Raw genomic sequence first — 24,806 nt, 5'->3', positions numbered from 1 at the left:
AGGCATTTATTTCATTAGATAACTTCTGGAGCCAGAGAAACAATTTTCATGAAGTTGTTTTCACGTAATTCACGGGCAACCGGTCCGAAGATACGAGTTCCACGCGGGCTCTTGTCGTCACGGATGATAACACATGCATTCTCATCGAAGCTGATGTATGATCCGTCAGTTCTGCGTGCTCCGCTTTTTGTGCGAACGATAACAGCTCTTACGACTTCACCTTTTTTGACAACGCCTCCTGGTGTTGCTTGTTTAACCGTGCAAACAATTACATCACCAATGTTAGCCGTTTTACGTCCAGAACCGCCAAGAACTTTAATAGTAAGTACCTCACGCGCACCGGAGTTGTCAGCAACTTTTAAACGAGTCTCTTGTTGAATCATTATTTGTTACCTCCCTTCGGAAAAAGAATTCCGAACTTTATTAGATAATAACAGCTTCTTCGACAACTTCTACTAGACGAAAACGCTTAGTTGCAGATAATGGACGAGTTTCCATGATCTTTACGATGTCTCCGATTTTAGCTTGGTTATTTTCATCATGTGCTTTGAATTTCTTTGAGTATTTTACGCGTTTACCGTAAATAGGATCCTTTTTGTATGTTTCAACAACAACAGTGATGGTTTTATCCATTTTGTCAGAAACAACACGGCCTTGGTAAACTTTGCGTTGGTTACGTTCGCTCATGCTCACGACCTCCCCTCAGTGATTATTTGTTGGCAGCAATTTCTCTTTCACGAATCACAGTTTTCATGCGCGCGATAGCTTTGCGCACTTCACGAATGCGAGCAGTATTTTCAAGTTGTCCTGTCGCTAATTGAAAGCGAAGATTGAAAAGTTCTTCTTTAAGAGACTTTACTTTTTGTTCAATTTCAGCAGTGGTAAGGTCACGAATTTCATTAGCTTTCATTTGATTCACCACCAATTTCTTCACGTTTTACGAACTTCGTTTTAATTGGCAATTTGTGAGATGCAAGACGAAGAGCTTCACGAGCTACCTCTTCAGACACACCAGAAATTTCAAATAAAACTTTGCCCGGTTTTACAACAGCTACCCAGCCTTCAGGAGCCCCTTTACCGGAACCCATCCGTACCTCAAGCGGTTTAGCAGTGTAAGGTTTTGAAGGGAAAATTTTAATCCAAACTTTACCGCCACGTTTCATGTAACGAGTCATCGCAATACGTGCAGCTTCGATTTGGCGGTTCGTGATCCAAGAAGCTTCAAGAGCCTGGATACCGTACTCACCAAAATGTACTTCAGTACCGCCTTTAGCGCGACCGCGCATTTTTCCGCGATGCTCTCTGCGATATTTAACGCGTTTTGGTAATAACATATTATTTTCCTCCTTCCTCAGTTTTCTTCTTAGTAGGAAGAACCTCTCCACGATAGATCCAGACTTTTACACCAAGCTTACCGTAAGTTGTGTCAGCTTCAGATGTTGCATAGTCGATGTCAGCACGTAAAGTGTGCAATGGAACAGTTCCTTCACTGTAGTATTCAGAACGAGCGATATCAGCTCCGCCAAGACGGCCGGAAACCATTGTTTTCACACCTTGTGCTCCAGCACGCATAGTGCGTTGGATTTGTTGTTTCTGCGCACGGCGGAAAGAAATACGGTTTTCTAGTTGACGAGCGATGTTGTCAGCTACAAGCTGAGCATCAAGATCTGCTCTTTTGATTTCAAGAATGTTAATGTGTACACGCTTGCCAGTAAGGCTGTTAAGGGCTTTACGAAGTGCTTCAACTTCAGATCCGCCTTTACCGATTACCATACCAGGCTTAGCAGTGTGGATCGTAATGTTAACGCGGTTTGCTGCACGCTCGATTTCTACTTTAGAAACAGAAGCGTCAGAAAGGCGTTTGCTAATGAATTCACGAATTTTTAAATCTTCGTGCAGGAAGTCAGCGTAATCTTTACCAGCGTACCACTTAGATTCCCAATCACGAATGACTCCGATACGAAGACCGACTGGATTTACCTTTTGACCCACTACTTATCCCTCCTTCTTTTCTGATACAACGATTGTAATGTGGCTCGTACGTTTGTTGATTTGGCTCGCACGTCCCATAGCACGCGGGCGGAATCTTTTTAACGTTGGGCCTTCGTCAACAAATGCCTGAGAAATAACCAGATTGTTAGCGTCCATCTCGTAGTTGTGCTCAGCATTTGCGATAGCAGATTTTAAAACTTTTTCGATGATCGGAGAAGCAGCTCTCGGAGTTAGGTTCAAGATAGATACTGCTTCGCCTACTTGCTTACCTCGAATCAGGTCCATTACTAGACGTGCTTTACGAGGAGCAATACGGACTGTTCTTGCAACAGCTTTAGCTTGCATTTAAAAGCCTCCTCTCTTAGCGTCTTGTTTTTTTATCGTCACTGGCGTGGCCTTTGTAAGTACGAGTCGGTGCGAATTCGCCCAACTTGTGGCCTACCATGTCTTCAGAAATGAATACAGGCACGTGTTTACGTCCGTCATATACTGCGATAGTGTGACCGATAAATTGTGGGAAAATAGTTGAACGGCGAGACCAAGTTTTTACAACTTGTTTCTTGTCCGTTTCATTTAATTTCTCGATTTTTGTCATCAAGTGTCCATCGACAAATGGTCCTTTTTTCAAGCTGCGAGCCATTTTGGAACCTCCCTTCGTGATTGCACTACGGTCCGAAATGAACCGTAGACAACCCCGTTATTTATTTTTACGACGACGTACGATAAATTTATCAGATTTGTTCTTTTTCTTACGTGTCTTGAATCCAAGAGTCGGTTTGCCCCAAGGAGACATTGGTGATTTACGTCCGATTGGCGCGCGACCTTCACCACCACCGTGCGGGTGATCGTTAGGGTTCATTACAGAACCGCGGACTGTAGGGCGGATGCCTTTCCAGCGAGAGCGTCCTGCTTTACCAACGTTGATAAGTTCGTGCTGCTCGTTACCTACTTGACCGATAGAAGCGCGGCAAGCAGAAAGGATCATGCGAACTTCACCAGAGTTAAGACGTACAAGAACGTATTTACCTTCTTTACCAAGAACCTGAGCAGATGTACCAGCTGAACGTACAAGCTGTCCGCCTTTACCAGGTTTTAATTCAATGTTATGCACAACTGTACCAACAGGGATGTTGATAAGCGGAAGTGCGTTACCTACTTTGATGTCAGCTTCAGGGCCGGACATGATTTCAGTACCTACTTGAATTCCTTTTGGTGCAAGAATGTAACGTTTTTCTCCGTCTACATAGTTGATTAGTGCAATGTTAGCTGAACGGTTTGGATCGTACTCAACTGTAGCAACGCGTCCAGGTATACCATCTTTATCGCGTTTGAAGTCGATAACACGGTATTGGCGTTTGTGTCCGCCACCTTGGTGACGTACAGTCAATTTACCTTGGTTGTTACGTCCGCCTTTTTTGTGAAGGGGCGCAAGCAAGGATTTTTCCGGCTGGTCAGTCGTGATTTCAGCAAAATCTGAAGTTGTCATGCCACGACGTCCGTTAGAGGTCGGTTTATACTTTTTAATCGCCATTTTGAATTTCCCTCCTTCTTTTTACAGATAATTAAGCTTCAAAAATTTCGATTTCTTTGCTGTCTGCAGTAAGTTTTACGATCGCTTTTCTGCGACGGCTAGTCATACCAGTGTAGCGGCCGACACGTTTAGATTTCCCTTTGTAGTTCATGATGTTGACTTTGTCAACTTTCACTCCAAAGATACTTTCAACTGCATCTTTCACTTCTGTTTTATTAGCTCTTACATCAACTTCAAAAGTATATTTTTTTTCAGTCATTAAATCAGCAGAACGTTCAGTAATGACGGGGCGCTTAAGAACATCACGAGGATCTTTCATTATGCAAGCACCTCCTCTACTTTTTCAACCGCAGCTTTTGTAATCAGAAGCTTCTCGTGGTTGACAACGTCTAACACGTTGATTCCGTTAGCTTGAACAACTGTAACTCCAGGGATGTTGCGTGCAGAAAGAGATACTGCTTCGTTTGCATCCGCAGTTACGATTAAAGCTTTTTTCTCAATAGATAATCCTTTAAGGACAGCTGCCATTTCTTTTGTTTTAACCGTATCAAGAGTAAGATCTTCAAGAACAATAATGTTGTTGTCGTTCACTTTAGAAGACAATACTGATTTGATTGCCAAGCGGCGAACTTTTTTAGGTAATTTGTAAGAATAGCTGCGTGGTGTTGGGCCGAATACGACACCACCTCCGCGCCATTGCGGTGAACGGATTGAACCTTGACGGGCACGACCTGTACCTTTTTGACGCCATGGTTTGCGACCTCCGCCGCGTACTTCAGAACGATTTTTTACTTTGTGAGATCCTTGACGTAAGGAAGCTCTTTGCATAAGAATAGCGTCGAATACTACGCTCTCATTTGGCTCAATTCCAAATACAGAAGCGTTTAATTCGATATCACCAGCAGTAGAACCGTTTTGGTTGTATAATGCTACTTTTGGCATGATCAATTTCCTCCTTTCCTAAGAGACTTATTTAGATTTAACAGCACTTTTAACAGTGATTAAAGCTTTTCTCGCACCAGGTACGTTACCTTTAATCAAAAGAAGATTGCGCTCAGCATCTACTTTTACGACTTCAAGGTTTTGGACAGTGATTTGATCTCCGCCCATGCGTCCAGGTAATAGTTTACCTTTGAATACACGGTTAGGATCTACAGGTCCCATTGAACCAGGACGACGGTGGTAGCGTGAACCGTGAGACATAGGTCCGCGAGATTGTCCGTGGCGCTTGATTGCACCTTGGAAACCTTTACCTTTAGATACTCCTGTTACATCTACGATTTCTCCTGCAGAGAAAATTTCAACCTTGACTTCCTGACCAATTTCATACGCATCCATATCCACGCCGCGTAATTCTTTAACGAAGCGCTTAGGAGCAGTTTCCGCTTTTGCAACGTGTCCTTTTTCCGGTTTGTTTGAAAGCTTTTCGCGCTTATCGTCAAAACCAAGCTGGATCGCTTCATAGCCATCATTTTCAGCTGTTTTCTTTTGAAGAACAACGTTTGGAGCTGCTTCAATAACAGTTACCGGGATAAGATCACCGTTCTCTGCGAATACTTGCGTCATACCAATTTTTCTTCCTAAGATTCCTTTGGTCATTCGTCACACCTCCTATTAAGATCATTCTATATTTTAGAATTAAAGTTTGATTTCGATATCGACACCAGATGGTAAGTCTAATCGCATGAGAGCATCAACAGTTTGTGGTGTTGGGTTCACAATGTCGATTAAACGTTTATGTGTACGCATTTCAAATTGCTCACGAGAATCTTTGTATTTGTGCACCGCACGAAGGATTGTGTAAACTGATTTTTCAGTTGGCAACGGAATCGGACCAGATACGCTGGCACCAGAACGTTTTGCCGTTTCAACAATCTTCTCTGCAGATTGATCAAGGATTCTATGATCATATGCTTTTAAACGAATACGAATTTTTTGTTTTGCCATTATTTTCCCTCCTTTTCGCCTACATCACGTTAGACAGTTCTCCGTGAGAAAAACCTGATCACCTTGCCATGGCAAAGCGGCCGGGTGTGTCAGCAACCTCTCACTTCATCGCAGTCAAAGACCAACATACACTATTATACAGAAAATAGACGCATGTTGCAAGGTTTATTTAAAGAACCTTGTGGTTTTCACACTTTGATTATTATACAGGTGATACCATGATTAATCAAGGATATGACTGTTTTCTTTCAGAGATGGAACGATGCGAACCGGCTGACAACTTCGGCAAAGCGATCGGGTTCCTCCAAGTGAGGCGAATGAGCTGAGTTCTCAAACCAATGCCATTCTTTATACGGCGCATCAACCTTCTGATAATATTCATAAGACGTCGTCCCCGGAACCGTCAAATCGTATCTCCCTGACATAAAACAGCACGGTATTACAATAGAAGAAACTGATTCCCCTGCATCAAAGGAAATGAGATCCTCCCATAGGTGTTTCAGGCTGAACATTTGTCCCCGCGCGGCTAAGAAGCTCCCCCTCACACCGTACGGTTCACCAAACAGCATTCGCCCCCCTGCTTTAAGAGCGCCGATCGGATGATGGGTAAAGCCTCCTCCCCTCATCTCGATACAAAGCAGAAACAACGTTCGCTGCAGCTGTTTCTCCCATGGAGGTGCTCCGATAAAGCTCAGCGTCTTTTCCAACAGGAAATGTTTGCGTTGCCTGCTCCATTTCATCATCATCCGGTAGGCTTCCGTTTCTTCCTTTTGAATATTAACCACCTGACTGATACCGATATACCCATAATACAAATCATGTCTCTCTTGAAGAACTTGAAGCGCCAGAACTGAACCCCACGAATAGCCGGCGATATATATTTTTTGCCTGCTGAATTGCTTGCATAAGCGTTCGGTCAGCTGAATGGTGTCAGCTGTCAGCTGATCCAAATTCATAGATGAACCCGGAATTTCCTTTGAATAAGAGAGACCCGCCCCTCTCTGATCCCAGTTCACAACGGTGAAATGCTTTTCCAGCTCATTCTGGTATTTTCTCGCATAGCCGATTTGAGGCGTGCCGGGACCGCCGTGCAAAAACAAAAGCAGCGGATTACTCCTGTCATCACCATTAATCATAATGGTTTGTTCACTGCCATTAATCAGCAATTGCTGAAGCATTGAAATACGATTGGTTTTCTTGAAGTTATCGTCCATCGGTCTTCTCCTAAAATTTGTATACGTTCTATTATACATGGAATCAGCAGGGAAACAAAAAAACGAGGCCCCATAAGGGACCCCGTATTAATGAACGAGTCGATTACTCTGTGATTGTAGAAACAACGCCTGAACCAACTGTACGTCCGCCTTCACGAATAGAGAAACGAGTTCCTTCTTCGATAGCGATTGTAGAGATAAGTTCAACGATCATTTCAGTGTTATCTCCAGGCATAACCATTTCTACGCCTTCTGGAAGATTGATGATACCAGTTACGTCAGTTGTACGGAAGTAGAACTGAGGACGGTAGTTAGAGAAGAATGGAGTATGACGTCCACCCTCTTCTTTAGAAAGAACGTAAACTTCAGCTTTGAATTTGCTGTGTGGAGTGATTGTACCTGGTTTAGCAAGTACTTGTCCACGTTGGATGTCTTCACGAGCTACACCGCGAAGAAGTGCACCGATGTTGTCTCCAGCTTCAGCGTAGTCAAGAAGCTTACGGAACATTTCAACACCTGTAACAGTTGTTTTGCTGTTTTCTTCTTGAAGACCGATGATTTCAACTTCGTCACCGACTTTAACTTGTCCGCGTTCTACACGGCCAGTAGCAACTGTACCACGACCAGTGATTGAGAATACGTCCTCAACTGGCATCATGAATGGTTTTTCAGTGTCGCGTTCTGGAGTTGGGATGTACTCATCAACTGCAGCCATAAGTTCAAGAATTTTTTCTTCGTACTCAGCATCGCCTTCAAGAGCTTTAAGAGCAGAACCTTTAACAACTGGTACATCATCACCAGGGAAGTCGTATTCGCTAAGAAGATCGCGAACTTCCATTTCAACAAGCTCAAGAAGCTCTTCGTCGTCTACCATGTCGCATTTGTTAAGGAATACTACGATGTATGGTACACCAACGTTTTTAGAAAGAAGGATGTGCTCACGAGTTTGCGGCATTGGGCCATCAGCAGCAGATACTACAAGGATAGCTCCGTCCATTTGCGCAGCACCAGTGATCATGTTTTTAACATAGTCAGCGTGTCCTGGGCAGTCAACGTGTGCATAGTGACGAGTGTCAGTTTCGTACTCAACGTGTGCAGTAGAGATTGTGATACCGCGCTCACGTTCTTCTGGAGCACCATCAATTTGATCGTACGCCATAGCTGTACCTTTACCAGATTTCTTATGAAGTACTGTTGAGATAGCAGCAGTTAATGTTGTTTTACCATGGTCAACGTGTCCAATTGTACCGATATTGGCATGTGATTTGGAACGGTCGAATTTTTCTTTAGCCATTCTAAAATCCTCCTTAAGAGCTTTTAATTAGTAATGTATAGAGTGATAGAAAGTGAAAGCAAGCTCTCACTTCCTCATCTTACAATAGTAGTTATACTTGAGTTAAGTGGCAAAATCAATTATTCGCCTTTATTTTTTTTGATAATTTCTTCAGCGATGCTCTTCGGCACTTCTTCGTAGTGATCCATGAACATTGTGAACGTACCGCGTCCTTGCGTGTTAGAACGAAGGGCAGTAGCGTAACCGAACATTTCAGCAAGAGGTACCATCGCACGCACAACTTGAGCGTTACCGCGAGCTTCCATACCTTCTACGCGTCCGCGACGAGAAGTAACATCACCCATGATGTCTCCCATGTATTCTTCAGGAATAACAACTTCAACTTTCATGATTGGTTCAAGAAGAACTGGGTTACATTTGCTGACTGCATTTTTCAATGCCATAGAAGCAGCGACTTTAAACGCCATTTCGTTTGAGTCAACATCATGGTAAGATCCATCAAAAAGTTTCGCCTTGATGTCGATTAGCGGGAATCCGGCTAGGACACCATTTTCAAGAGAGTCTTCAAGACCTGCTTGTACGGCTGGGATGTATTCACGAGGAACAACACCACCGACGATTGCGTTTTCGAATTCAAAGCCAGCGCCTTCTTCGTTCGGTTCAAATTCGATCCAAACGTGACCGAACTGACCGCGTCCGCCTGATTGACGTACGAATTTACCTTCAACTTTTGCACCGGTACGGAATGTCTCACGGTACGCAACTTGAGGAGCACCAACGTTAGCTTCAACTTTGAACTCACGCTTCATACGATCAACAATGATATCAAGGTGAAGCTCACCCATACCAGAGATGATTGTTTGACCCGTTTCAGGGTTTGTTTGTGTACGGAATGTAGGATCTTCTTCAGCAAGTTTCGCTAAAGCGATACCCATTTTATCTTGGTCAGCTTTTGATTTAGGCTCAATCGCTACGTCGATAACAGGCTCTGGGAATTCCATTGATTCAAGGATTACAAGATCCTTCTCATCACATAGAGTATCTCCAGTAGAAGTATCTTTTAGACCTACAGCAGCTGCGATGTCTCCAGCGTAAACAGTAGAGATCTCTTCACGGCTGTTAGCGTGCATTTGAAGGATACGTCCTACGCGCTCACGCTTGCCTTTTGTAGAGTTCTTTACATATGAACCGGAATCAAGTGTACCGGAATATACGCGGAAGAATGTCAGCTTACCGACATAAGGGTCAGTCATAACTTTAAATGCAAGTGCAGAGAACGGCTCTTCATCAGAAGAATGACGAACGATCTCTTCATCTGTATCAGGACGTACACCTTTGATTGCAGCAACATCAGTTGGCGCAGGAAGGTAGTCAAGAACAGCATCAAGTACAAGCTGAACACCTTTGTTTTTGAAAGCAGATCCAACAAGTACAGGGTAGAATTCAACATTCAGTGTACCTTTACGGATAGCAGCTTTCAGTTCAGGGATAGTGATTTCTTCACCTTCAAGGTACTTTTCCATAAGCTCTTCATCAAGCTCAGCTACAGCTTCAATCAGGCTGCTGCGAAGCTCTTCAGCTTGCTCTTTGTACTCTTCAGGGATTTCTTTCGCATCTGAACGAGTTCCAAGGTCATCTTCGTAGAAATACGCAACGTTTTCTACTAAGTCGATAATACCTTCGAAGTTGTCTTCAGCGCCGATCGGCAATTGAATTGCGTGAGCGTTAGCTTGAAGACGGTCTCTTAAAGTGCCTACAGAGTAAAGGAAGTCTGCGCCGATTTTGTCCATTTTGTTGACAAATACAACACGCGGTACTCCGTAAGTTGTTGCTTGGCGCCATACTGTTTCTGTCTGAGGCTCAACACCTGATTGAGCATCAAGTACGGCAACCGCACCATCAAGTACACGGAGTGAACGTTCAACTTCAACTGTGAAGTCTACGTGTCCCGGTGTATCGATGATGTTTACACGGTAACCTTTCCACTGTGCAGTCGTTGCTGCAGAAGTGATTGTGATACCGCGTTCTTGTTCCTGCTCCATCCAGTCCATTTGCGAAGCACCTTCGTGAGTTTCGCCAATTTTGTGGATACGGCCTGTGTAGAACAAGATCCGTTCTGTAGTAGTCGTTTTACCGGCATCGATGTGAGCCATGATCCCGATATTACGAGTTTTTTCTAAGGAGAACTCTCTTGCCATTGGGTAATTTCTCCTTCCTTATTAGGGAATTATTATTTTGATTATATGAATCCTACCAGCGGTAGTGAGCAAATGCTTTGTTCGCTTCTGCCATCTTGTGAGTGTCTTCACGTTTCTTAACGGCAGCACCAGTGTTGTTAGCTGCATCAAGAATTTCGTTAGCCAGGCGCTCTTCCATTGTTTTTTCTCCGCGAAGACGCGCATAGTTAACCAACCAGCGAAGACCAAGAGTTGTACGGCGTTCAGGACGAACTTCTACAGGCACTTGGTAGTTAGCTCCACCTACACGGCGTGCTTTTACTTCAAGTACAGGCATGATGTTTTTCAATGCTTGTTCGAAAACCTCCATTGCATCATTGCCAGTGCGTTCTTTAATGATATCGAATGACTTGTATAGGATTGTTTGAGATTTACCTTTTTTACCGTCGATCATCATTTTGTTGATCAGGCGGGATACCAGCTTAGAGTTGTAAAGCGGATCAGGTAAAACATCTCTTTTTGCTACAGGACCTTTACGTGGCATCTGAATATCCTCCCTTCATAGTTTTAATGATTTATTATTATTACTTTGCTTTAGGACGTTTCGTACCGTATTTAGAACGGCCTTGCGCACGGTTTTCAACTCCGGCAGTATCAAGCGCGCCACGAACGATGTGGTAGCGTACCCCCGGTAAGTCTTTTACACGTCCGCCGCGGATCAGTACAACGCTGTGCTCTTGCAGGTTGTGACCGATACCAGGAATGTAGGCAGTAACCTCGATTCCGTTAGTCAAACGAACACGAGCATATTTACGAAGTGCTGAGTTCGGTTTTTTCGGTGTCATTGTACCCACACGAGTACATACCCCGCGTTTTTGTGGAGAAGATACGTTAGTGTGCTCTTTTTTAAAGCTGTTGTATCCTTTGTTTAGTGCAGGTGACTTAGAGTTTTCAACTTTGCTCACGCGTCCCTTGCGAATTAGCTGATTAATTGTAGGCATGTTGTGTTCCTCCCTTCATTACGTTTTATAACCCACATACCCAGGTGGTTCATCATTAGGCAAAAAACAATGTCTTTACACAAGATTGATATCTTATATAAAAACAAAAAGTACGCTATAACATAATGGCAACAGCTGCTGCTCCCACTTCAATTCCGCAGGCTTTGCCGAGCTTTTTCATGGAATCCACCATACAGACAGCGGTATTTTGGTTCTTTGCAAGCTGGATAACGCCAGCCGTAAGAACTGAATCCGCGTCTTTTGCCACGACGACTTCCTTCACTGAACCTCGTTTTAGAGCTTTCACTGTTTGCTTCGTACCAATAATAATTGATTTGGCCTGTGATACTTTATCATAAGACATAAACATATCCTCCAAAGTAACAGGTTTTATTTCGAGCACCTTGGTTATATTATCACTCTGCGGGACGGATGTCAACAACGTATGACATTTTTTAGTGCAGTCCCCGCCAGAATAATTGTAATACTGAGGAAAAGCTGTCAAAACAGCCTTTCCTGCAGCAGTTTCTGTTATTCAGCCGGAACCATATCTTCCGAAGGCTGAACGTTTGAAACAGGTTTTACTTTTCTGTAATTCATCATACCGGTACCGGCAGGAACCAGTTTACCGATGATAACATTCTCTTTCAGGCCGAGAAGTTCATCGCGCTTGCCTTTAATCGCAGCATCTGTAAGAACGCGTGTTGTTTCCTGGAATGATGCGGCAGACAAGAATGAATCCGTCTCGAGTGAAGCTTTCGTGATACCGAGAAGGACAGGACGGCCTGTAGCAGGTCGATTGCCTTCAAGCAGCACTTTTTTGTTCGCTTCTGTAAATTGGTGAATATCAAGCAATGTGCCAGGGAGAACATCAGTATCTCCGGCATCGATTACACGGACTTTGCGAAGCATTTGGCGAACCATTACTTCTACGTGTTTATCGCCGATTTCAACCCCCTGCATACGGTAAACCTTCTGAACCTCATGCAGAAGATATTCCTGAACCGTCGTCAGGTCAGTGACTTTAAGAAGTTCTTTCGGATCGATTGAACCTTCTGTCAGCACTTGACCGCGGGTAATCTGATCACCCTCAGCCACTTTCAGGCGTGAGTTGTAAGGTGCCGTGTATGAACGGGTCTCAACAGCGCCCTGAACAACAATCTCCTGCTGTTTGTCGCGGACTTCATTGATTTCGGCAATTGTACCGTCAATCTCAGAAATCGTCGCTTGACCTTTAGGATTACGCGCTTCGAAAAGCTCTTGGATACGCGGAAGACCTTGTGTGATATCGTCTCCGGCAACCCCGCCTGTGTGGAACGTACGCATCGTTAACTGTGTTCCAGGCTCACCGATAGATTGAGCGGCGATAATACCTACTGCTTCGCCGACTTCAACATCAGTTCCGGTTGCAAGGTTTCGTCCGTAGCATCGTTTACATACACCATGAGGAGTGTTACATGTGAACGCGGAACGGATCCACACTTCTTCGATTCCGGCTTCAACGATTTCCAGCGCTTTATCTTCATCGATCAATTCATTTTCGTTAATGAGCACAGCACCCGTTTCAGGATGTTTGATCTGTTTTCTGGCGAAACGTCCGATCAGACGCTCTTCCAGACGCTCGATGATTTCCGTGCCTTCTTTGAGCGGTTTTGCAAGAATACCGCGGTCTGTTCCGCAATCTGTTTCACGAATGATAACATCCTGCGCAACATCAACAAGACGGCGTGTAAGGTAACCTGAGTCAGCAGTTTTAAGGGCGGTATCGGCAAGACCTTTACGCGCACCGTGAGTGGAGATAAAGTACTCCAATACTGTCAGACCTTCACGGAAACTTGATTTAATCGGCAATTCAATGATTCGTCCAGCCGGGTTGGCCATCAGACCGCGCATACCCGCAAGCTGTGTAAAGTTAGATGCGTTACCACGGGCTCCTGAGTCACTCATCATGTAGATCGGGTTGACCTCGTCTAATGATTTCATCAGTTTGCCTTGGATAACATCTTTCGCTGAACTCCAAATTGAAATGACTCTTTCATAACGTTCTTCTTCGGTGATTAAACCGCGTCTGAACTGTTTCAGAACATTATCCACTTTGCTTTGTGCTTCTTCAAGGATTTCCTGTTTATCATCGAGAACGACGATATCAGAAACCCCTACTGTGATGCCGGCTTTCGTTGAATATCTGAAACCGAGGTTTTTCATGCGGTCAAGCATTTTAGACGTTTCCGTGATATGGAATCGTTTAAAGATTTCCGCGATGATTTTACCCAAAATACCTTTTTTAAACGGTGCGTTGATCGGCTGCTCAGCAATCACAGCTTTTACGTCAGCACCTTTATCTAAGAAGAAACGGTCAGGTGTCTTCTCTTCAATGTTGCTCTTCGTTGGTTCATTCATGTAAGGGAATGATTCCGGAAGAATTTCATTGAAGACGAGCTTACCGACAGTTGTAATTAACAATTTTGAACGCTGTTCTTCAGTAAATGTCACATTCTTAAGGGAGTTCGCTGCAACAGCTACTCTCGTATGAAGGTGAACATAACCGTTTTGATAAGCAAGAAGCGCTTCGTCCGTATTTTTGAAAACCATACCCTCGCCGACTGCTCCGGCGCGCTCAAGCGTCAGGTAGTAGTTTCCTAATACCATATCCTGAGACGGCGTAACAACCGGTTTACCATCTTTAGGGTTCAAGATGTTTTGGGCCGCAAGCATCAGAATGCGCGCCTCAGCTTGAGCCTCAGCTGATAAAGGTACGTGAACCGCCATTTGGTCACCGTCAAAGTCAGCGTTATAAGCTGTACATACTAACGGGTGAAGACGGATGGCGCGTCCTTCAACAAGCGTCGGTTCGAAAGCCTGGATACCTAATCTGTGAAGAGTAGGGGCACGGTTCAGTAAGACCGGATGCTCCTTAATGACAGATTCAAGTACATCCCATACTTCAGGCTGCACGCGTTCGATTTTGCGTTTTGCGCTCTTGATATTGTGAGCAAGGCCTTTTTCAACAAGCTCTTTCATGACGAAAGGCTTGAAGAGCTCAAGCGCCATTTCCTTCGGCAAACCGCACTGATACATTTTCAGGTGCGGGCCTACGACGATAACGGAACGGCCTGAGTAGTCTACACGTTTACCGAGAAGGTTCTGACGGAAACGCCCTTGTTTCCCTTTCAGCATATGAGAAAGAGATTTAAGCGGACGGTTACCCGGTCCGGTAACCGGACGGCCGCGGCGTCCGTTGTCAATCAGAGCGTCGACTGCTTCCTGAAGCATACGTTTTTCGTTCTGAACGATGATGCTTGGCGCGCCGAGGTCTAACAGACGTTTTAAACGGTTATTACGGTTGATGACACGACGGTAAAGGTCGTTCAGGTCAGACGTTGCGAAACGTCCGCCGTCAAGCTGAACCATCGGTCTTAATTCAGGCGGAATAACCGGAAGCACGTCGAGGATCATCCAAGACGGCTTGTTTCCTGAATTACGGAAGGCTTCAAGCACTTCAAGGCGTTTGATCGCACGTGTACGGCGCTGTCCTTGAGAAGTCTTCAGCTCTTCTTTTAACATATCAACTTCTTTGACAAGGTCGATGTCCTGCAGAAGTTTATTAATGGCTTCCGCACCCATAGAGGCTTGGAATTTGTTTCCGTACTTATCCAGATACGCACGGTATTCCTTTTCAGATAAAAGCTGTTTCTTTTCGAGCGGTGTATTGGCCGGGTCAGTTACGACGTAAGAAGCAAAGTAAATAACTTCTTCCAGCGCACGCGGTGACATATCCAATACAAGACCCATACGGCTCGGAATACCTTTGAAATACCAAATGTGAGAAACCGGGGCAGCCAGTTCAATATGCCCCATTCTCTCACGACGGACTTTAGCCCGCGTTACTTCAACTCCGCAACGGTCACAAACTACGCCTTTATAACGAACCCGCTTGTACTTGCCGCAATGACATTCCCAGTCCTTAGTCGGTCCGAAAATGCGTTCGCAGAACAGGCCGTCCTTTTCAGGTTTCAACGTACGATAGTTTATCGTTTCAGGCTTTTTCACTTCACCAAAAGACCATGAACGGATTTTATCCGGTGAAGCAAGACCGATGTTCATATACTCAAAATTGTTCACATCTAGCAAGGGGCCTACCTCCCTTTTTATCTTCGGATTAACCGATGTCACTTGCCTTTATCAATCAGAGACTATTCTTTCGTTACTGCGTCACGTTCAACGTCTGGAGATGCTGTTTCTTCCGGCGCTTCATCACCTGATAATGCAAGGCCGTCAGCCTGTTTCGCATCTTCCTCGTCTTCTAGATCTCTCATTTCTATTTCTTCTTCATCGCCTGAGAGGATTTTTACGTCCATACCTAAGCTTTGAAGCTCTTTGATCAATACTTTGAATGATTCCGGAACACCAGGCTCTGGAACATTGTCGCCTTTGACGATGGCTTCATATGTTTTCACACGTCCGACCACGTCATCGGACTTCACAGTCAGGATTTCTTGAAGCGTGTAAGCTGCGCCGTAAGCTTCAAGCGCCCAAACCTCCATCTCACCGAAACGCTGTCCGCCGAATTGGGCTTTACCGCCGAGAGGCTGCTGCGTAACAAGTGAGTAAGGACCTGTAGAACGGGCATGAAGTTTATCATCAACCATGTGTGCCAGTTTGATCATGTACATGATTCCGACTGATACACGGTTGTCGAACGGTTCTCCCGTACGGCCGTCATAAAGAACTGTTTTAGCGTCTCTTGACATGCCTGCTTCTTCAAGTGTTTCCCACACATCTTCTTCACGCGCGCCGTCAAATACAGGTGACGCGATGTGAATGCCGAGGTAGCGGGCAGCCATACCCATGTGAAGTTCTAATACCTGACCGATATTCATACGTGATGGTACACCCAGCGGGTTAAGCATGATATCGATCGGCGTGCCGTCAGGAAGGTAAGGCATATCTTCTTCAGGAAGAATCTTCGAGATAACCCCTTTGTTTCCGTGACGTCCGGCCATTTTATCACCTTCAGAAATCTTACGTTTCTGAACGATATATACGCGTACAAGCTGGTTCACTCCCGGAGGAAGTTCGTCGCCGTCTTCACGGTTGAAGACTTTTACGTCGTGGATAATTCCGCCGCCGCCGTGAGGCACACGGAGAGAAGTATCACGGACCTCACGCGCTTTTTCTCCAAAGATCGCATGAAGAAGGCGTTCTTCAGCCGTAAGCTCAGTTACACCTTTAGGCGTTACTTTACCTACGAGAAGGTCTCCGTCGTTGACTTCCGCACCGATACGGATAATTCCGCGGTCATCAAGGTTGCGAAGCGCGTCTTCCCCTACGTTTGGAATATCGCGGGTGATCTCTTCCGGTCCAAGCTTTGTATCACGTGCTTCTGATTCATATTCTTCAATGTGAATAGATGTGTATACATCATCTTTCACAAGGCGTTCACTCATGATGATGGCATCCTCATAGTTGTAACCGTCCCATGTCATGAAGCCGACCATTACGTTGCGGCCGAGAGCAAGTTCACCAAGCTCCATTGAAGGTCCGTCAGCAAGGATTTCTCCTTTGACTACTTCATCGCCGACACTGACGATCGGACGCTGGTTGTAGCACGTACCTTGGTTGGAGCGGACAAATTTCAGCAAGCTGTACTTATCCAGGTTGCCTTTTACTTTTTGGCCGTCAATTTCTTCATAGCGGCGCACCCATACGTTTTTCGCTTCCACCCGTTCTACGATACCAGGGTGTTTACAAATAACGGCTGCACCGGAGTCTTTACCGGATACGTATTCCATACCCGTTCCGACGATCGGAGCTTCCGGCTGCATCAAAGGCACAGCCTGACGCTGCATGTTCGCTCCCATGAGGGCGCGGTTCGAGTCATCGTTTTCCAAGAACGGAATACATGCTGTCGCAGCAGATACAACCTGTTTAGGAGATACGTCCATGTAATCCACGCGGTTGCGGGCTACAACGGTGTTTTCCCCTCTGAAACGCGCTACGATGCTGTCATCCAAGAAAGAACCGTCATCGCTCAGCTTAGCATTCGCTTGGGCTACGACATAGTTATCCTCTTCATCAGCAGTCAGGTAGTCGATTCTAGGCGTTACTTTTCCTGTTTCAGGATCAACGCGGCGGTATGGCGTCTCAATGAAACCAAAGCGGTTTACTTTCGCAAATGATGACAATGAGTTGATCAAACCGATGTTAGGGCCCTCAGGCGTTTCAATCGGACACATACGGCCGTAGTGAGAGTAGTGAACGTCACGTACTTCCATACCTGCGCGCTCACGTGTCAAACCGCCCGGTCCGAGAGCTGACAGACGGCGTTTGTGCGTCAATTCAGCAAGCGGGTTCGTCTGATCCATGAATTGAGAAAGCTGTGAGCTTCCGAAGAACTCTTTAATAGACGCAATAACAGGTCTGATGTTAATCAGCTGCTGCGGCGTAATTGTATTCGTGTCTTGAATAGACATTCTTTCACGTACGACACGTTCCATCCGGCTTAAACCGATACGGAATTGGTTTTGCAGGAGCTCACCTACAGAACGCAGACGGCGGTTTCCGAGATGGTCGATATCATCAGTGTCGCCCACTCCGTGCAGGAGGTTGAAGAAGTAGCTGATAGAAGAAATAATATCAGCAGGCGTAATGTTTTTAATCGCCTCTTCGATGTAAGCATTGCCGATCACATTGATCGTCTGCTCTCCTTCTGCATCAGTAGGAGCATAGATTTTAATGGATTGAAGCATCACTTCATCCTCGACAACGCCGCCGTTAGGATAAAGCTTTCTGAAGCCGATTCCATTTTCTAAGTATGGCAGTACTTTATCAAGTGTTCTTCTGTCAAGAATCTGCCCTTTTTCAGCGAGAATTTCACCGGTTTCCGGATCCACCAGTGTTTCTGCAAGGCGCTGGTTAAACAGGCGGTTCTTGATATGAAGCTTTTTATTAATTTTATAGCGTCCTACATTCGCAAGGTCGTATCGCTTCGGATCGAAGAAACGGGAATCCAGCAAGCTTTTTGCGTTTTCTACTGTAGGCGGCTCTCCAGGACGAAGGCGCTCATAGATTTCAAGAAGCGCTTTGTCACTGTTTTCGGTGTTGTCCTTATCCAGTGTATTGCGGAGATATTCGTTCTCACCAATGAGATCGAGAATCTCTTGGTCGGAACCGAAGCCGAGAGCACGCAAAAGAACCGTAACCGGCAACTTACGTGTGCGATCAATGCGGACATACACAACATCTTTCGCATCAGTTTCGTATTCTAACCATGCGCCACGGTTTGGAATGACAGTCGCGGTAAAACCTTTTTTACCGTTTTTGTCTACTTTACCACTGAAATATACACTTGGAGACCGAACAAGCTGAGATACGATAACACGTTCTGCACCGTTGATGATAAAAGTACCGGTATCTGTCATAATAGGGAAATCACCCATGAAGACATCCTGGTCTTTTACCTCTCCAGTTTCTTTGTTAATTAAACGAACCTTCACTCTTAGCGGAGCTGAGTAAGTCACATCACGTTCTTTTGACTCTTCAACGGGATACTTAGGATCTCCTAAACTGTAGTCAATGAACTCTAGAGAGAGGTTACCAGTGAAATCCTCAATTGGTGATATGTCTTGAAACATCTCTCTAAGACCCTCATCAAGAAACCACTGATAAGAAGAGGTTTGAATTTCAATGAGATTTGGTAATTCTAACACTTCGCTAATGCGAGCATAGCTTCTGCGCTGGCGGTGTCGTCCATACTGAACTAGTTGACCTGTCAACTGATTCACCCCTCAAATCATGCGTATTATATGTGTAATAAGCATCTCTTACGATAAAGAAATACTTTTACAAGACAAAAGAAAAAAGGGTTTCTAATTAAGAAAACCACATCCAAAAACAAATACCGATTTTATTAGCATTTCCATGTTTGTATAATTTATACATGCACTATGATTATTTGAGCATATCATGCAAAATATATACATTGGCATTTTACAATATTAACATAGCTGAAAATTCAAGTCAAACTTTTTTTGCTTTTATGATATAATAGCCTTTCTTTTTTTGAACCACAGAAACTTCGTCAAAAAGCTCCTTCAGTTTTTCAATGGCAGAAGGCCCGCCCTGTTTTTTCTGTATAACGATCCACAATTCACCTGAAGCCCTTAAATGCTCAGCGCTTTTTTCAAAAATGGCATGGACAACTTTTTTTCCGGCGCGGATTGGGGGGTTTGTAATAATAGAAGCAAATGTTTGAGCAGAATCAATATTTGAAAATAAATCACTCTGATAAATCCGAACGTTTTTTATTCCGTTTTTTTCTGCATTTTCATTTGACAGCTCTACGGCTCTTTCATTCACGTCAATCATGTGCACGGTCCGGTCTGTAAATGCACCGGCGAGCGACAGACCGATCGGGCCGTAACCGCAGCCTGCATCCAGGAAGTCACCATCGATCTCCGGCTCTTCAAACGCTTCAATTAAGACACGCGAACCGAAATCAACTTCCTTTTTCGAGAAAACGCCGCTGTCACTTGTGAATGTATAAGATCTGTTCCGCAGTGTAAATGACCATGTCTGTTTATCGCTTTTAACTGAAGGTTTTTCTGAATAATAGTGTTCACTCATTATTAGAACCTCCTTTTTTAATTGCACTTAAAGAAAAGCAAAGAAAAAGCCCGCCTCATAAAAGCGAGCTTCCCCTACAGGCAAGTGAAGATTACTTAACTTCTACAGAAGCGCCAACTTCTTCAAGTTTAGCTTTAAGCTCTTCAGCTTCTTCTTTCGCAATACCTTCTTTAAGTGGTTTTGGAGTGTTGTCAACAAGTTCTTTAGCTTCTTTCAAGCCAAGACCAGTGATTTCACGAACAACTTTGATAACTTTGATTTTCTGAGAACCTGCACCAGCAAGGATAAGGTCGAATTCGCTTTGCTCTTCAGCAGCTCCGCCAGCAGCAGCTCCGCCAGCTACAGCTACAGGAGCAGCAGCAGTTACGCCAAATTCTTCTTCGATTGCTTTTACTAGGTCGTTCAATTCAAGTACAGTTGCTTCTTTAACGGAAGCAATGATTTCTTCGATATTTAAAGCCATTTGAAATTCCTCCATTTGTTTTATTTTAGGGTAAAATCAGATTAAGCGCCTTGTTCTTCCTTTTGGTCTGCAACTGCTTTAGCTGCAAGTGCAAGGTTGCGAACTGGAGCTTGAAGTACGCTAAGCAACATAGAAAGTAAGCCATCGCGTGAAGGAAGTTCAGCAAGAGCTTTCACTTCTTCAACAGAAGATACTTTTCCTTCGATAACGCCCGCCTTGATTTCCAGAGCTTCGTGATTTTTCGCGAACTCGTTAAGAACTTTTGCCGGAGCGACAACATCTTCAGTACTGAATGCGATCGCATTCGGTCCAGTTAAGACATCATTCAAACCATCAAGTTCAGCTTGTTCAACCGCACGGCGAGTCATTGTGTTTTTGTACACTTTGAACTCTACGTTAGCTTCGCGAAGCTGTTTACGGAGTTCAGTTACTTCAGAAACGTTAAGTCCGCGGTAGTCAACGATGATCGTTGATTTGCTTTCTTTCAGTTTAGAAGCAATCTCTTCAACAACAACTTTTTTTGTATCAATTGCGCTGCTCATGGTTACACCTCCTGTAGATTTTGTGTAACACTTATACCGCTAGGTGATCACGACTGTGACGACGATTTCATATAAAAAGCCTCCATGTGGACATGGAGGCTGTATATACAAGCATACGTAACGTAATAGCTGTGATATATATACACCTCGGCAGGATATTAAGCCTCAACGGCCCCTGCTGTCTACGGTATAAATGACATATTATATTTTACAACATTTTGAATCATATCAGAATGCTGATCTAAAGTCAAATATTATTTTACGTTGAAAGTAGAAGCGTCTACTTTGACACCAGGGCCCATAGTAGAAGTAACGGCAACGTTTTTCACGTAAACACCTTTAGCCGCAGCCGGTTTTGCTTTCAGGATTGTATCATACATTGTTGTGAAGTTCTCAACAAGTTTTTCATCCTCGAAAGAAACTTTTCCGATCGGAACATGGATGTTACCAGCTTTGTCAACGCGGTATTCTACTTTACCAGCTTTGATTTCGCCGATTGCTTTTTCTACTTCGAATGTAACAGTTCCTGTTTTAGGGTTTGGCATAAGACCTTTTGGTCCAAGCACACGGCCGATTTTACCGACTTCACCCATCATGTCAGGAGTCGCAACGATTACATCGAATTCGAACCAGCCTTGCTGGATTTTCGCGATGTAATCAGAATCGCCGACGTAGTCTGCACCGGCAGCTTCAGCTTCTTTTGCTTTTTCGCCTTTAGCGAATACAAGCACGCGCTGAGTTTTACCAGTTCCGTTAGGAAGTACAACTGCACCGCGGATTTGCTGATCGTTTTTACGAGGGTCAACCCCTAAACGAAAAGCAACTTCAACTGTAGCGTCGAATTTAGCTGTGTTTGTTTTTTTAGTAAGCGCCACTGCTTCAGCGACGTCGTAAGCTTTCGCACGGTCTACAAGCTTCGCAGCTTCAACGTACTTTTTACCTTTTTTAGCCATTTTAAAATTTCCTCCTTATGTGGTTATAGCGGAATAACCTCCCACGAATAAGGGTTGCGAACTTGTGAAAACTCGCAACCCGACAAGAAACAAATTAATCCTCGATAACGATACCCATACTGCGGGCAGTACCTTCAACCATGCGCATTGCCGCTTCAACGTCTGCTGCGTTTAAGTCAGGCATTTTCGTTTCAGCGATTTCGCGAACCTTATCGCGCTTAACGGTTGCCACTTTATTACGGTTTGGTTCACCAGAACCAGACTCAATTCCAGCTGCTTTTTTAAGCAATACTGCAGCAGGCGGAGTTTTTGTAATAAATGTAAATGAACGGTCTTCGTAAACCGAAATTTCAACAGGAATGATTAAACCAGCTTGGTCAGCTGTACGAGCGTTAAACTCCTTACAGAATCCCATGATATTTACACCGGCTTGACCTAGTGCAGGTCCAACTGGCGGCGCTGGGTTAGCTTTTCCAGCAGGAATTTGCAATTTTACAACTTTTACTACTTTTTTAGCCACGAGACACACCTCCTTAAGTCCGTGATGTGGTAATAGGGTAAACCCTCCCACTCAAGGTTTCATTCTTTATATGAATGACGAAATATCAAGCTAGCTGCCTTGGATTAGTCCAAGACGTACCTTTGCTATATTATCATTAATATATAGCAATTTCAAGTTTTTTCACATTACAATTTGTCGATCTGGGTAAATTCCAGCTCAACCGGCGTTTCACGGCCGAACATGTTAACGAATACTTTCACTTTGCTCTTATCATAATCAATCTCTTCAATTGATCCTGTAAAGTTGGCGAAAGGTCCGTCTATGACTTTGACTGTCTCATTCAATTCAAAATCAATGTCGGTTTTCCGCTCATCCATGCCCATCCGCTTTAAGATGGTTTCTGCTTCGCCAGGAAGAAGCGGAGTCGGCTTTGAGCCTGAACCGGCTGATCCGACGAATCCGGTAACGCCCGGCGTGTTGCGGACCACATACCAGGAATCATCAGTCATGACGATTTCAACAAGCACATAACCCGGGAACACTTTCTTTTTGACTACTTTTTTCTTGCCGTTCTTAATATCAGTCTCTTCCTCTTCAGGGACGACAACGCGGAAAATTTTATCCTGCATTCCCATTGATTCCACACGTTTTTCAAGGTTCGCTTTTACTTTGTTTTCATAACCGGAATACGTATGAACAACATACCAATTCTTTTCCATTCTATCAGGACTCTGCAGTCCTTCCCTCCCCGCATTTAAAAATGAAGTGTAAAACAAAAAATAGGCTCAGAGCCTATGAATCCTTTTTTCAACACAATAAAAAACCCGCTGAACGGGTTTTGGCAAACGATATTATGATCTATTATAGCACGTATTGCTGATCATTATTCAACTATTAAACGAATTAATTGAGAAATTCCTGTATCAAGGAGGGCAAAAAAGATAACAAAAAAGATAACCGTTGAAATCACCGTGATCGTATAGCGCGTTAACTCTTTGCCTTTAGGCCAGCTAACCTTTTTCATTTCTTTCCCAACATCTTTAAAGAAACTCATCATGCGCATGTAAAAGACCTCCACAATTTAAAAAGCGAACACTATTTTGTTTCTAAATGAGCTGTATGTGAATTGCAAGTGCTGCAGTACTTCTTAACTTCTAACCGCTCAGCCGCTGATGCAGAGCTTTTCATTGTCGTATAATTACGATTTCCGCATGTTTTGCATGCCAGCGTAATCTTTTTTCTCATGTCGTTACACCTTTTCCTAAACAATCATTTATCTTAATAAAATAGCACAGTCAGAAAAATTCTGTCAATATGACACAGATACCCGCTACAGACTGATTTCTCTTATTTCCAAATACTTTTCAAGCTTGCGCTTCACGCGCTGCAGGGCATTATCGATTGATTTTACGTGTCGGTTTAAATCATCTGAAATTTCCTGGTAACTTCTTCCGTCCAAGTACAGAACAAGCACCTTTCTCTCCAGATCGCTCAGCAGTTCTCCCATTTTCATTTCGATATCATCAAATTCTTCCTGATTAATAATCATCTCTTCAGGATTTAACGTTTTAGCGCCTGAAATGACATCAAGCAGTGTTCTGTCAGATTCTTCATCAAAAATAGGTTTGTCTAAAGAAACATAGGAATTTAAAGGAATGTGTTTCTGACGGGTAGCTGTCTTTATTGCGGTAATAATCTGGCGGGTAATGCATAATTCTGCAAAAGCTTTAAATGAAGTAAGCTTGTCCTCTCTAAAGTCTCGGATAGACTTATATAAGCCTATCATCCCTTCCTGTACAATATCTTCTCTGTCGGCCCCTATTAAAAAATAAGACCTTGCTTTCGCCCGTACAAAATTACGGTACTTCGTAATCAAGTAATCTAACGCATCACTATCCCCAACATGAACCTTTTCAATGACCTGCTCGTCCTCCAACTGGCAAAATTGCACTTTGTTGAACTTTCCCTTGCTGTTCTGTAGATTCACTGCGATCCCCCCGGCGCACGTAGATAGAAATATTATACATTAATGGGCGAAAAAGCGTCAACCTAATCCAGACCGCCTCGGCGCCACTTTTCAAACGTTTTCAAAACCTCTTCGGAAAGCTCGATTTTCCCCGGTGGTTTTTCAGAAGTGATCTTTGAAACCCGCCTTTGAATCCGCCGTTCTATCGTATCCACTTCCCTCAGGAGCTCCCGGGCGGATTTGCGGAGAGCCCCTTGTCCGAAAATCGCCCACTGCTCCGTATAATCGGAGGTTGCGACATGAATCTGTGTCGCAATATTATTCAGCGCCTGGGCAAGCTTCTCGATCCGCTCATCCGCCGTCTCATTCTCCCGTGTAAAAATCACTTCGACTCTGTGATTCGTTTGTTTTTTCTCTATGCCTTTTACCAGATGTGCGTCAAACACCACAATGACTCTGATTCCCGTGTAGGACTGATATTCCGCCATCTTCTGGATCAGTACATCTCTCGCTTCTTCAAAACTGTTCGCTTTTAAATCCTTTAGCTGCGGCCAAGCTCCAATCATGTTGTATCCGTCTACTAACAGGATGTCCATCTG

General features: G+C 44.2%; 30 protein-coding genes and 1 other annotated feature. All 30 genes read right to left on the bottom strand.

Features of this window, described 5'->3' with window-relative positions; translation table 11 throughout:
• Positions 1-14 precede the first annotated feature (14 nt).
• A complete protein-coding gene (rplN, locus tag ACWJJX_RS18255) occupies positions 15-383 on the bottom strand; it encodes a 50S ribosomal protein L14 (RefSeq protein WP_007410404.1) in 369 nt (122 codons plus the stop codon).
• 40 nt (positions 384-423) lie between these two features.
• Entirely contained in the window at positions 424-687 is a 264-nt protein-coding gene (gene rpsQ / locus ACWJJX_RS18250; protein ID WP_003156484.1) for a 30S ribosomal protein S17, read from the bottom strand.
• 22 nt (positions 688-709) lie between these two features.
• Entirely contained in the window at positions 710-910 is a 201-nt protein-coding gene (rpmC, locus tag ACWJJX_RS18245) for a 50S ribosomal protein L29 (protein WP_003156482.1), read from the bottom strand.
• Positions 900-1,334, bottom strand: coding sequence for a 50S ribosomal protein L16 (gene rplP / locus ACWJJX_RS18240; protein ID WP_003156478.1), 435 nt, complete (start codon positions 1,332-1,334; stop codon positions 900-902). Before rplP ends, rpmC begins: the two co-directional genes overlap by 11 nt.
• Position 1,335: 1 nt before the next feature.
• Positions 1,336-1,992 carry a 30S ribosomal protein S3 gene (rpsC, locus tag ACWJJX_RS18235; protein ID WP_003156476.1) on the bottom strand — a complete coding sequence of 219 codons (657 nt, stop codon included), beginning with the start codon at positions 1,990-1,992 and terminating at the stop codon, positions 1,336-1,338.
• A gap of 3 nt (positions 1,993-1,995) precedes the next feature.
• Complete coding sequence (gene rplV / locus ACWJJX_RS18230; protein WP_003156475.1) at positions 1,996-2,337, bottom strand: 50S ribosomal protein L22; 342 nt, start codon at positions 2,335-2,337, stop codon at positions 1,996-1,998.
• 16 nt (positions 2,338-2,353) lie between these two features.
• A complete protein-coding gene (gene rpsS / locus ACWJJX_RS18225) occupies positions 2,354-2,632 on the bottom strand; it encodes a 30S ribosomal protein S19 (RefSeq protein WP_003156472.1) in 279 nt (92 codons plus the stop codon).
• Between the two features lie 57 nt (positions 2,633-2,689).
• Entirely contained in the window at positions 2,690-3,523 is an 834-nt protein-coding gene (rplB, locus tag ACWJJX_RS18220; protein WP_003156470.1) for a 50S ribosomal protein L2, read from the bottom strand.
• A gap of 31 nt (positions 3,524-3,554) precedes the next feature.
• Complete coding sequence (gene rplW, locus ACWJJX_RS18215) at positions 3,555-3,842, bottom strand: 50S ribosomal protein L23 (RefSeq protein ID WP_003156467.1); 288 nt, start codon at positions 3,840-3,842, stop codon at positions 3,555-3,557.
• A complete protein-coding gene (gene rplD, locus ACWJJX_RS18210) occupies positions 3,842-4,465 on the bottom strand; it encodes a 50S ribosomal protein L4 (RefSeq protein ID WP_454023182.1) in 624 nt (207 codons plus the stop codon). Before rplD ends, rplW begins: the two co-directional genes overlap by 1 nt.
• Before the next feature lie 27 nt (positions 4,466-4,492).
• Positions 4,493-5,122 (bottom strand): 50S ribosomal protein L3, encoded by a 630-nt coding sequence (gene rplC / locus ACWJJX_RS18205; protein ID WP_003156465.1) that lies wholly within the window; start codon positions 5,120-5,122, stop codon positions 4,493-4,495.
• Positions 5,123-5,161: 39 nt separating this feature from the next.
• Complete coding sequence (gene rpsJ, locus ACWJJX_RS18200; RefSeq protein ID WP_003156464.1) at positions 5,162-5,470, bottom strand: 30S ribosomal protein S10; 309 nt, start codon at positions 5,468-5,470, stop codon at positions 5,162-5,164.
• A 248-nt stretch (positions 5,471-5,718) separates the two neighbouring features.
• A complete protein-coding gene (locus ACWJJX_RS18195) occupies positions 5,719-6,684 on the bottom strand; it encodes an alpha/beta fold hydrolase (protein WP_326375298.1) in 966 nt (321 codons plus the stop codon).
• A gap of 103 nt (positions 6,685-6,787) precedes the next feature.
• Positions 6,788-7,978, bottom strand: a complete 1,191-nt coding sequence (tuf, locus tag ACWJJX_RS18190; protein WP_003156451.1) for an elongation factor Tu — start codon at positions 7,976-7,978, stop codon at positions 6,788-6,790.
• Between the two features lie 119 nt (positions 7,979-8,097).
• Complete coding sequence (gene fusA, locus ACWJJX_RS18185; protein WP_007410399.1) at positions 8,098-10,176, bottom strand: elongation factor G; 2,079 nt, start codon at positions 10,174-10,176, stop codon at positions 8,098-8,100.
• Positions 10,177-10,228: 52 nt separating this feature from the next.
• On the bottom strand, positions 10,229-10,699 hold the full coding sequence (gene rpsG / locus ACWJJX_RS18180; RefSeq protein WP_003156447.1) for a 30S ribosomal protein S7: 471 nt from the start codon (positions 10,697-10,699) through the stop codon (positions 10,229-10,231).
• Between the two features lie 40 nt (positions 10,700-10,739).
• The gene (gene rpsL, locus ACWJJX_RS18175; protein WP_003156445.1) at positions 10,740-11,156 is read right to left on the bottom strand and encodes a 30S ribosomal protein S12; all 417 of its coding nucleotides are present in this window, start codon (positions 11,154-11,156) and stop codon (positions 10,740-10,742) included.
• 115 nt (positions 11,157-11,271) lie between these two features.
• Entirely contained in the window at positions 11,272-11,520 is a 249-nt protein-coding gene (locus ACWJJX_RS18170; RefSeq protein WP_003156443.1) for a 50S ribosomal protein L7ae-like protein, read from the bottom strand.
• Positions 11,521-11,687: 167 nt separating this feature from the next.
• Positions 11,688-15,287 (bottom strand): DNA-directed RNA polymerase subunit beta', encoded by a 3,600-nt coding sequence (gene rpoC, locus ACWJJX_RS18165; RefSeq protein ID WP_007410398.1) that lies wholly within the window; start codon positions 15,285-15,287, stop codon positions 11,688-11,690.
• A gap of 62 nt (positions 15,288-15,349) precedes the next feature.
• A complete protein-coding gene (rpoB, locus tag ACWJJX_RS18160) occupies positions 15,350-18,931 on the bottom strand; it encodes a DNA-directed RNA polymerase subunit beta (RefSeq protein ID WP_003156440.1) in 3,582 nt (1,193 codons plus the stop codon).
• Positions 18,932-19,175: 244 nt separating this feature from the next.
• The gene (locus ACWJJX_RS18155) at positions 19,176-19,781 is read right to left on the bottom strand and encodes a class I SAM-dependent methyltransferase (protein ID WP_015388780.1); all 606 of its coding nucleotides are present in this window, start codon (positions 19,779-19,781) and stop codon (positions 19,176-19,178) included.
• A 91-nt stretch (positions 19,782-19,872) separates the two neighbouring features.
• Complete coding sequence (gene rplL, locus ACWJJX_RS18150; RefSeq protein ID WP_003156436.1) at positions 19,873-20,244, bottom strand: 50S ribosomal protein L7/L12; 372 nt, start codon at positions 20,242-20,244, stop codon at positions 19,873-19,875.
• A 41-nt stretch (positions 20,245-20,285) separates the two neighbouring features.
• Positions 20,286-20,786: a 50S ribosomal protein L10 gene (rplJ, locus tag ACWJJX_RS18145; protein ID WP_003156433.1), complete on the bottom strand. Its 501-nt coding sequence runs from the start codon at positions 20,784-20,786 to the stop codon at positions 20,286-20,288.
• A gap of 63 nt (positions 20,787-20,849) precedes the next feature.
• Positions 20,850-20,992: a sequence feature (ribosomal protein L10 leader region), on the bottom strand.
• Between the two features lie 48 nt (positions 20,993-21,040).
• Positions 21,041-21,739 carry a 50S ribosomal protein L1 gene (gene rplA, locus ACWJJX_RS18140; protein ID WP_003156431.1) on the bottom strand — a complete coding sequence of 233 codons (699 nt, stop codon included), beginning with the start codon at positions 21,737-21,739 and terminating at the stop codon, positions 21,041-21,043.
• 94 nt (positions 21,740-21,833) lie between these two features.
• Complete coding sequence (gene rplK, locus ACWJJX_RS18135; RefSeq protein ID WP_003156430.1) at positions 21,834-22,259, bottom strand: 50S ribosomal protein L11; 426 nt, start codon at positions 22,257-22,259, stop codon at positions 21,834-21,836.
• A gap of 167 nt (positions 22,260-22,426) precedes the next feature.
• Complete coding sequence (nusG, locus tag ACWJJX_RS18130; protein ID WP_003156423.1) at positions 22,427-22,960, bottom strand: transcription termination/antitermination protein NusG; 534 nt, start codon at positions 22,958-22,960, stop codon at positions 22,427-22,429.
• A 164-nt stretch (positions 22,961-23,124) separates the two neighbouring features.
• Positions 23,125-23,304, bottom strand: coding sequence for a preprotein translocase subunit SecE (gene secE, locus ACWJJX_RS18125; protein ID WP_003156422.1), 180 nt, complete (start codon positions 23,302-23,304; stop codon positions 23,125-23,127).
• Positions 23,305-23,336: 32 nt separating this feature from the next.
• Positions 23,337-23,486: a 50S ribosomal protein L33 gene (rpmG, locus tag ACWJJX_RS18120; RefSeq protein ID WP_003156421.1), complete on the bottom strand. Its 150-nt coding sequence runs from the start codon at positions 23,484-23,486 to the stop codon at positions 23,337-23,339.
• 85 nt (positions 23,487-23,571) lie between these two features.
• Positions 23,572-24,228 carry an RNA polymerase sporulation sigma factor SigH gene (sigH, locus tag ACWJJX_RS18115; protein ID WP_003156415.1) on the bottom strand — a complete coding sequence of 219 codons (657 nt, stop codon included), beginning with the start codon at positions 24,226-24,228 and terminating at the stop codon, positions 23,572-23,574.
• 62 nt (positions 24,229-24,290) lie between these two features.
• Positions 24,291-24,803 (bottom strand): ribosome-dependent mRNA decay endonuclease Rae1/YacP, encoded by a 513-nt coding sequence (gene rae1 / locus ACWJJX_RS18110; RefSeq protein WP_003156414.1) that lies wholly within the window; start codon positions 24,801-24,803, stop codon positions 24,291-24,293.
• Positions 24,804-24,806 lie beyond the last annotated feature (3 nt).

This window comes from Bacillus sp. YH3-2-B2 (assembly GCF_053663335.1).
The sequence above is the reverse complement of the archived record's forward strand: the minus strand, read 5'-3'. Positions and strand labels throughout refer to the sequence as shown.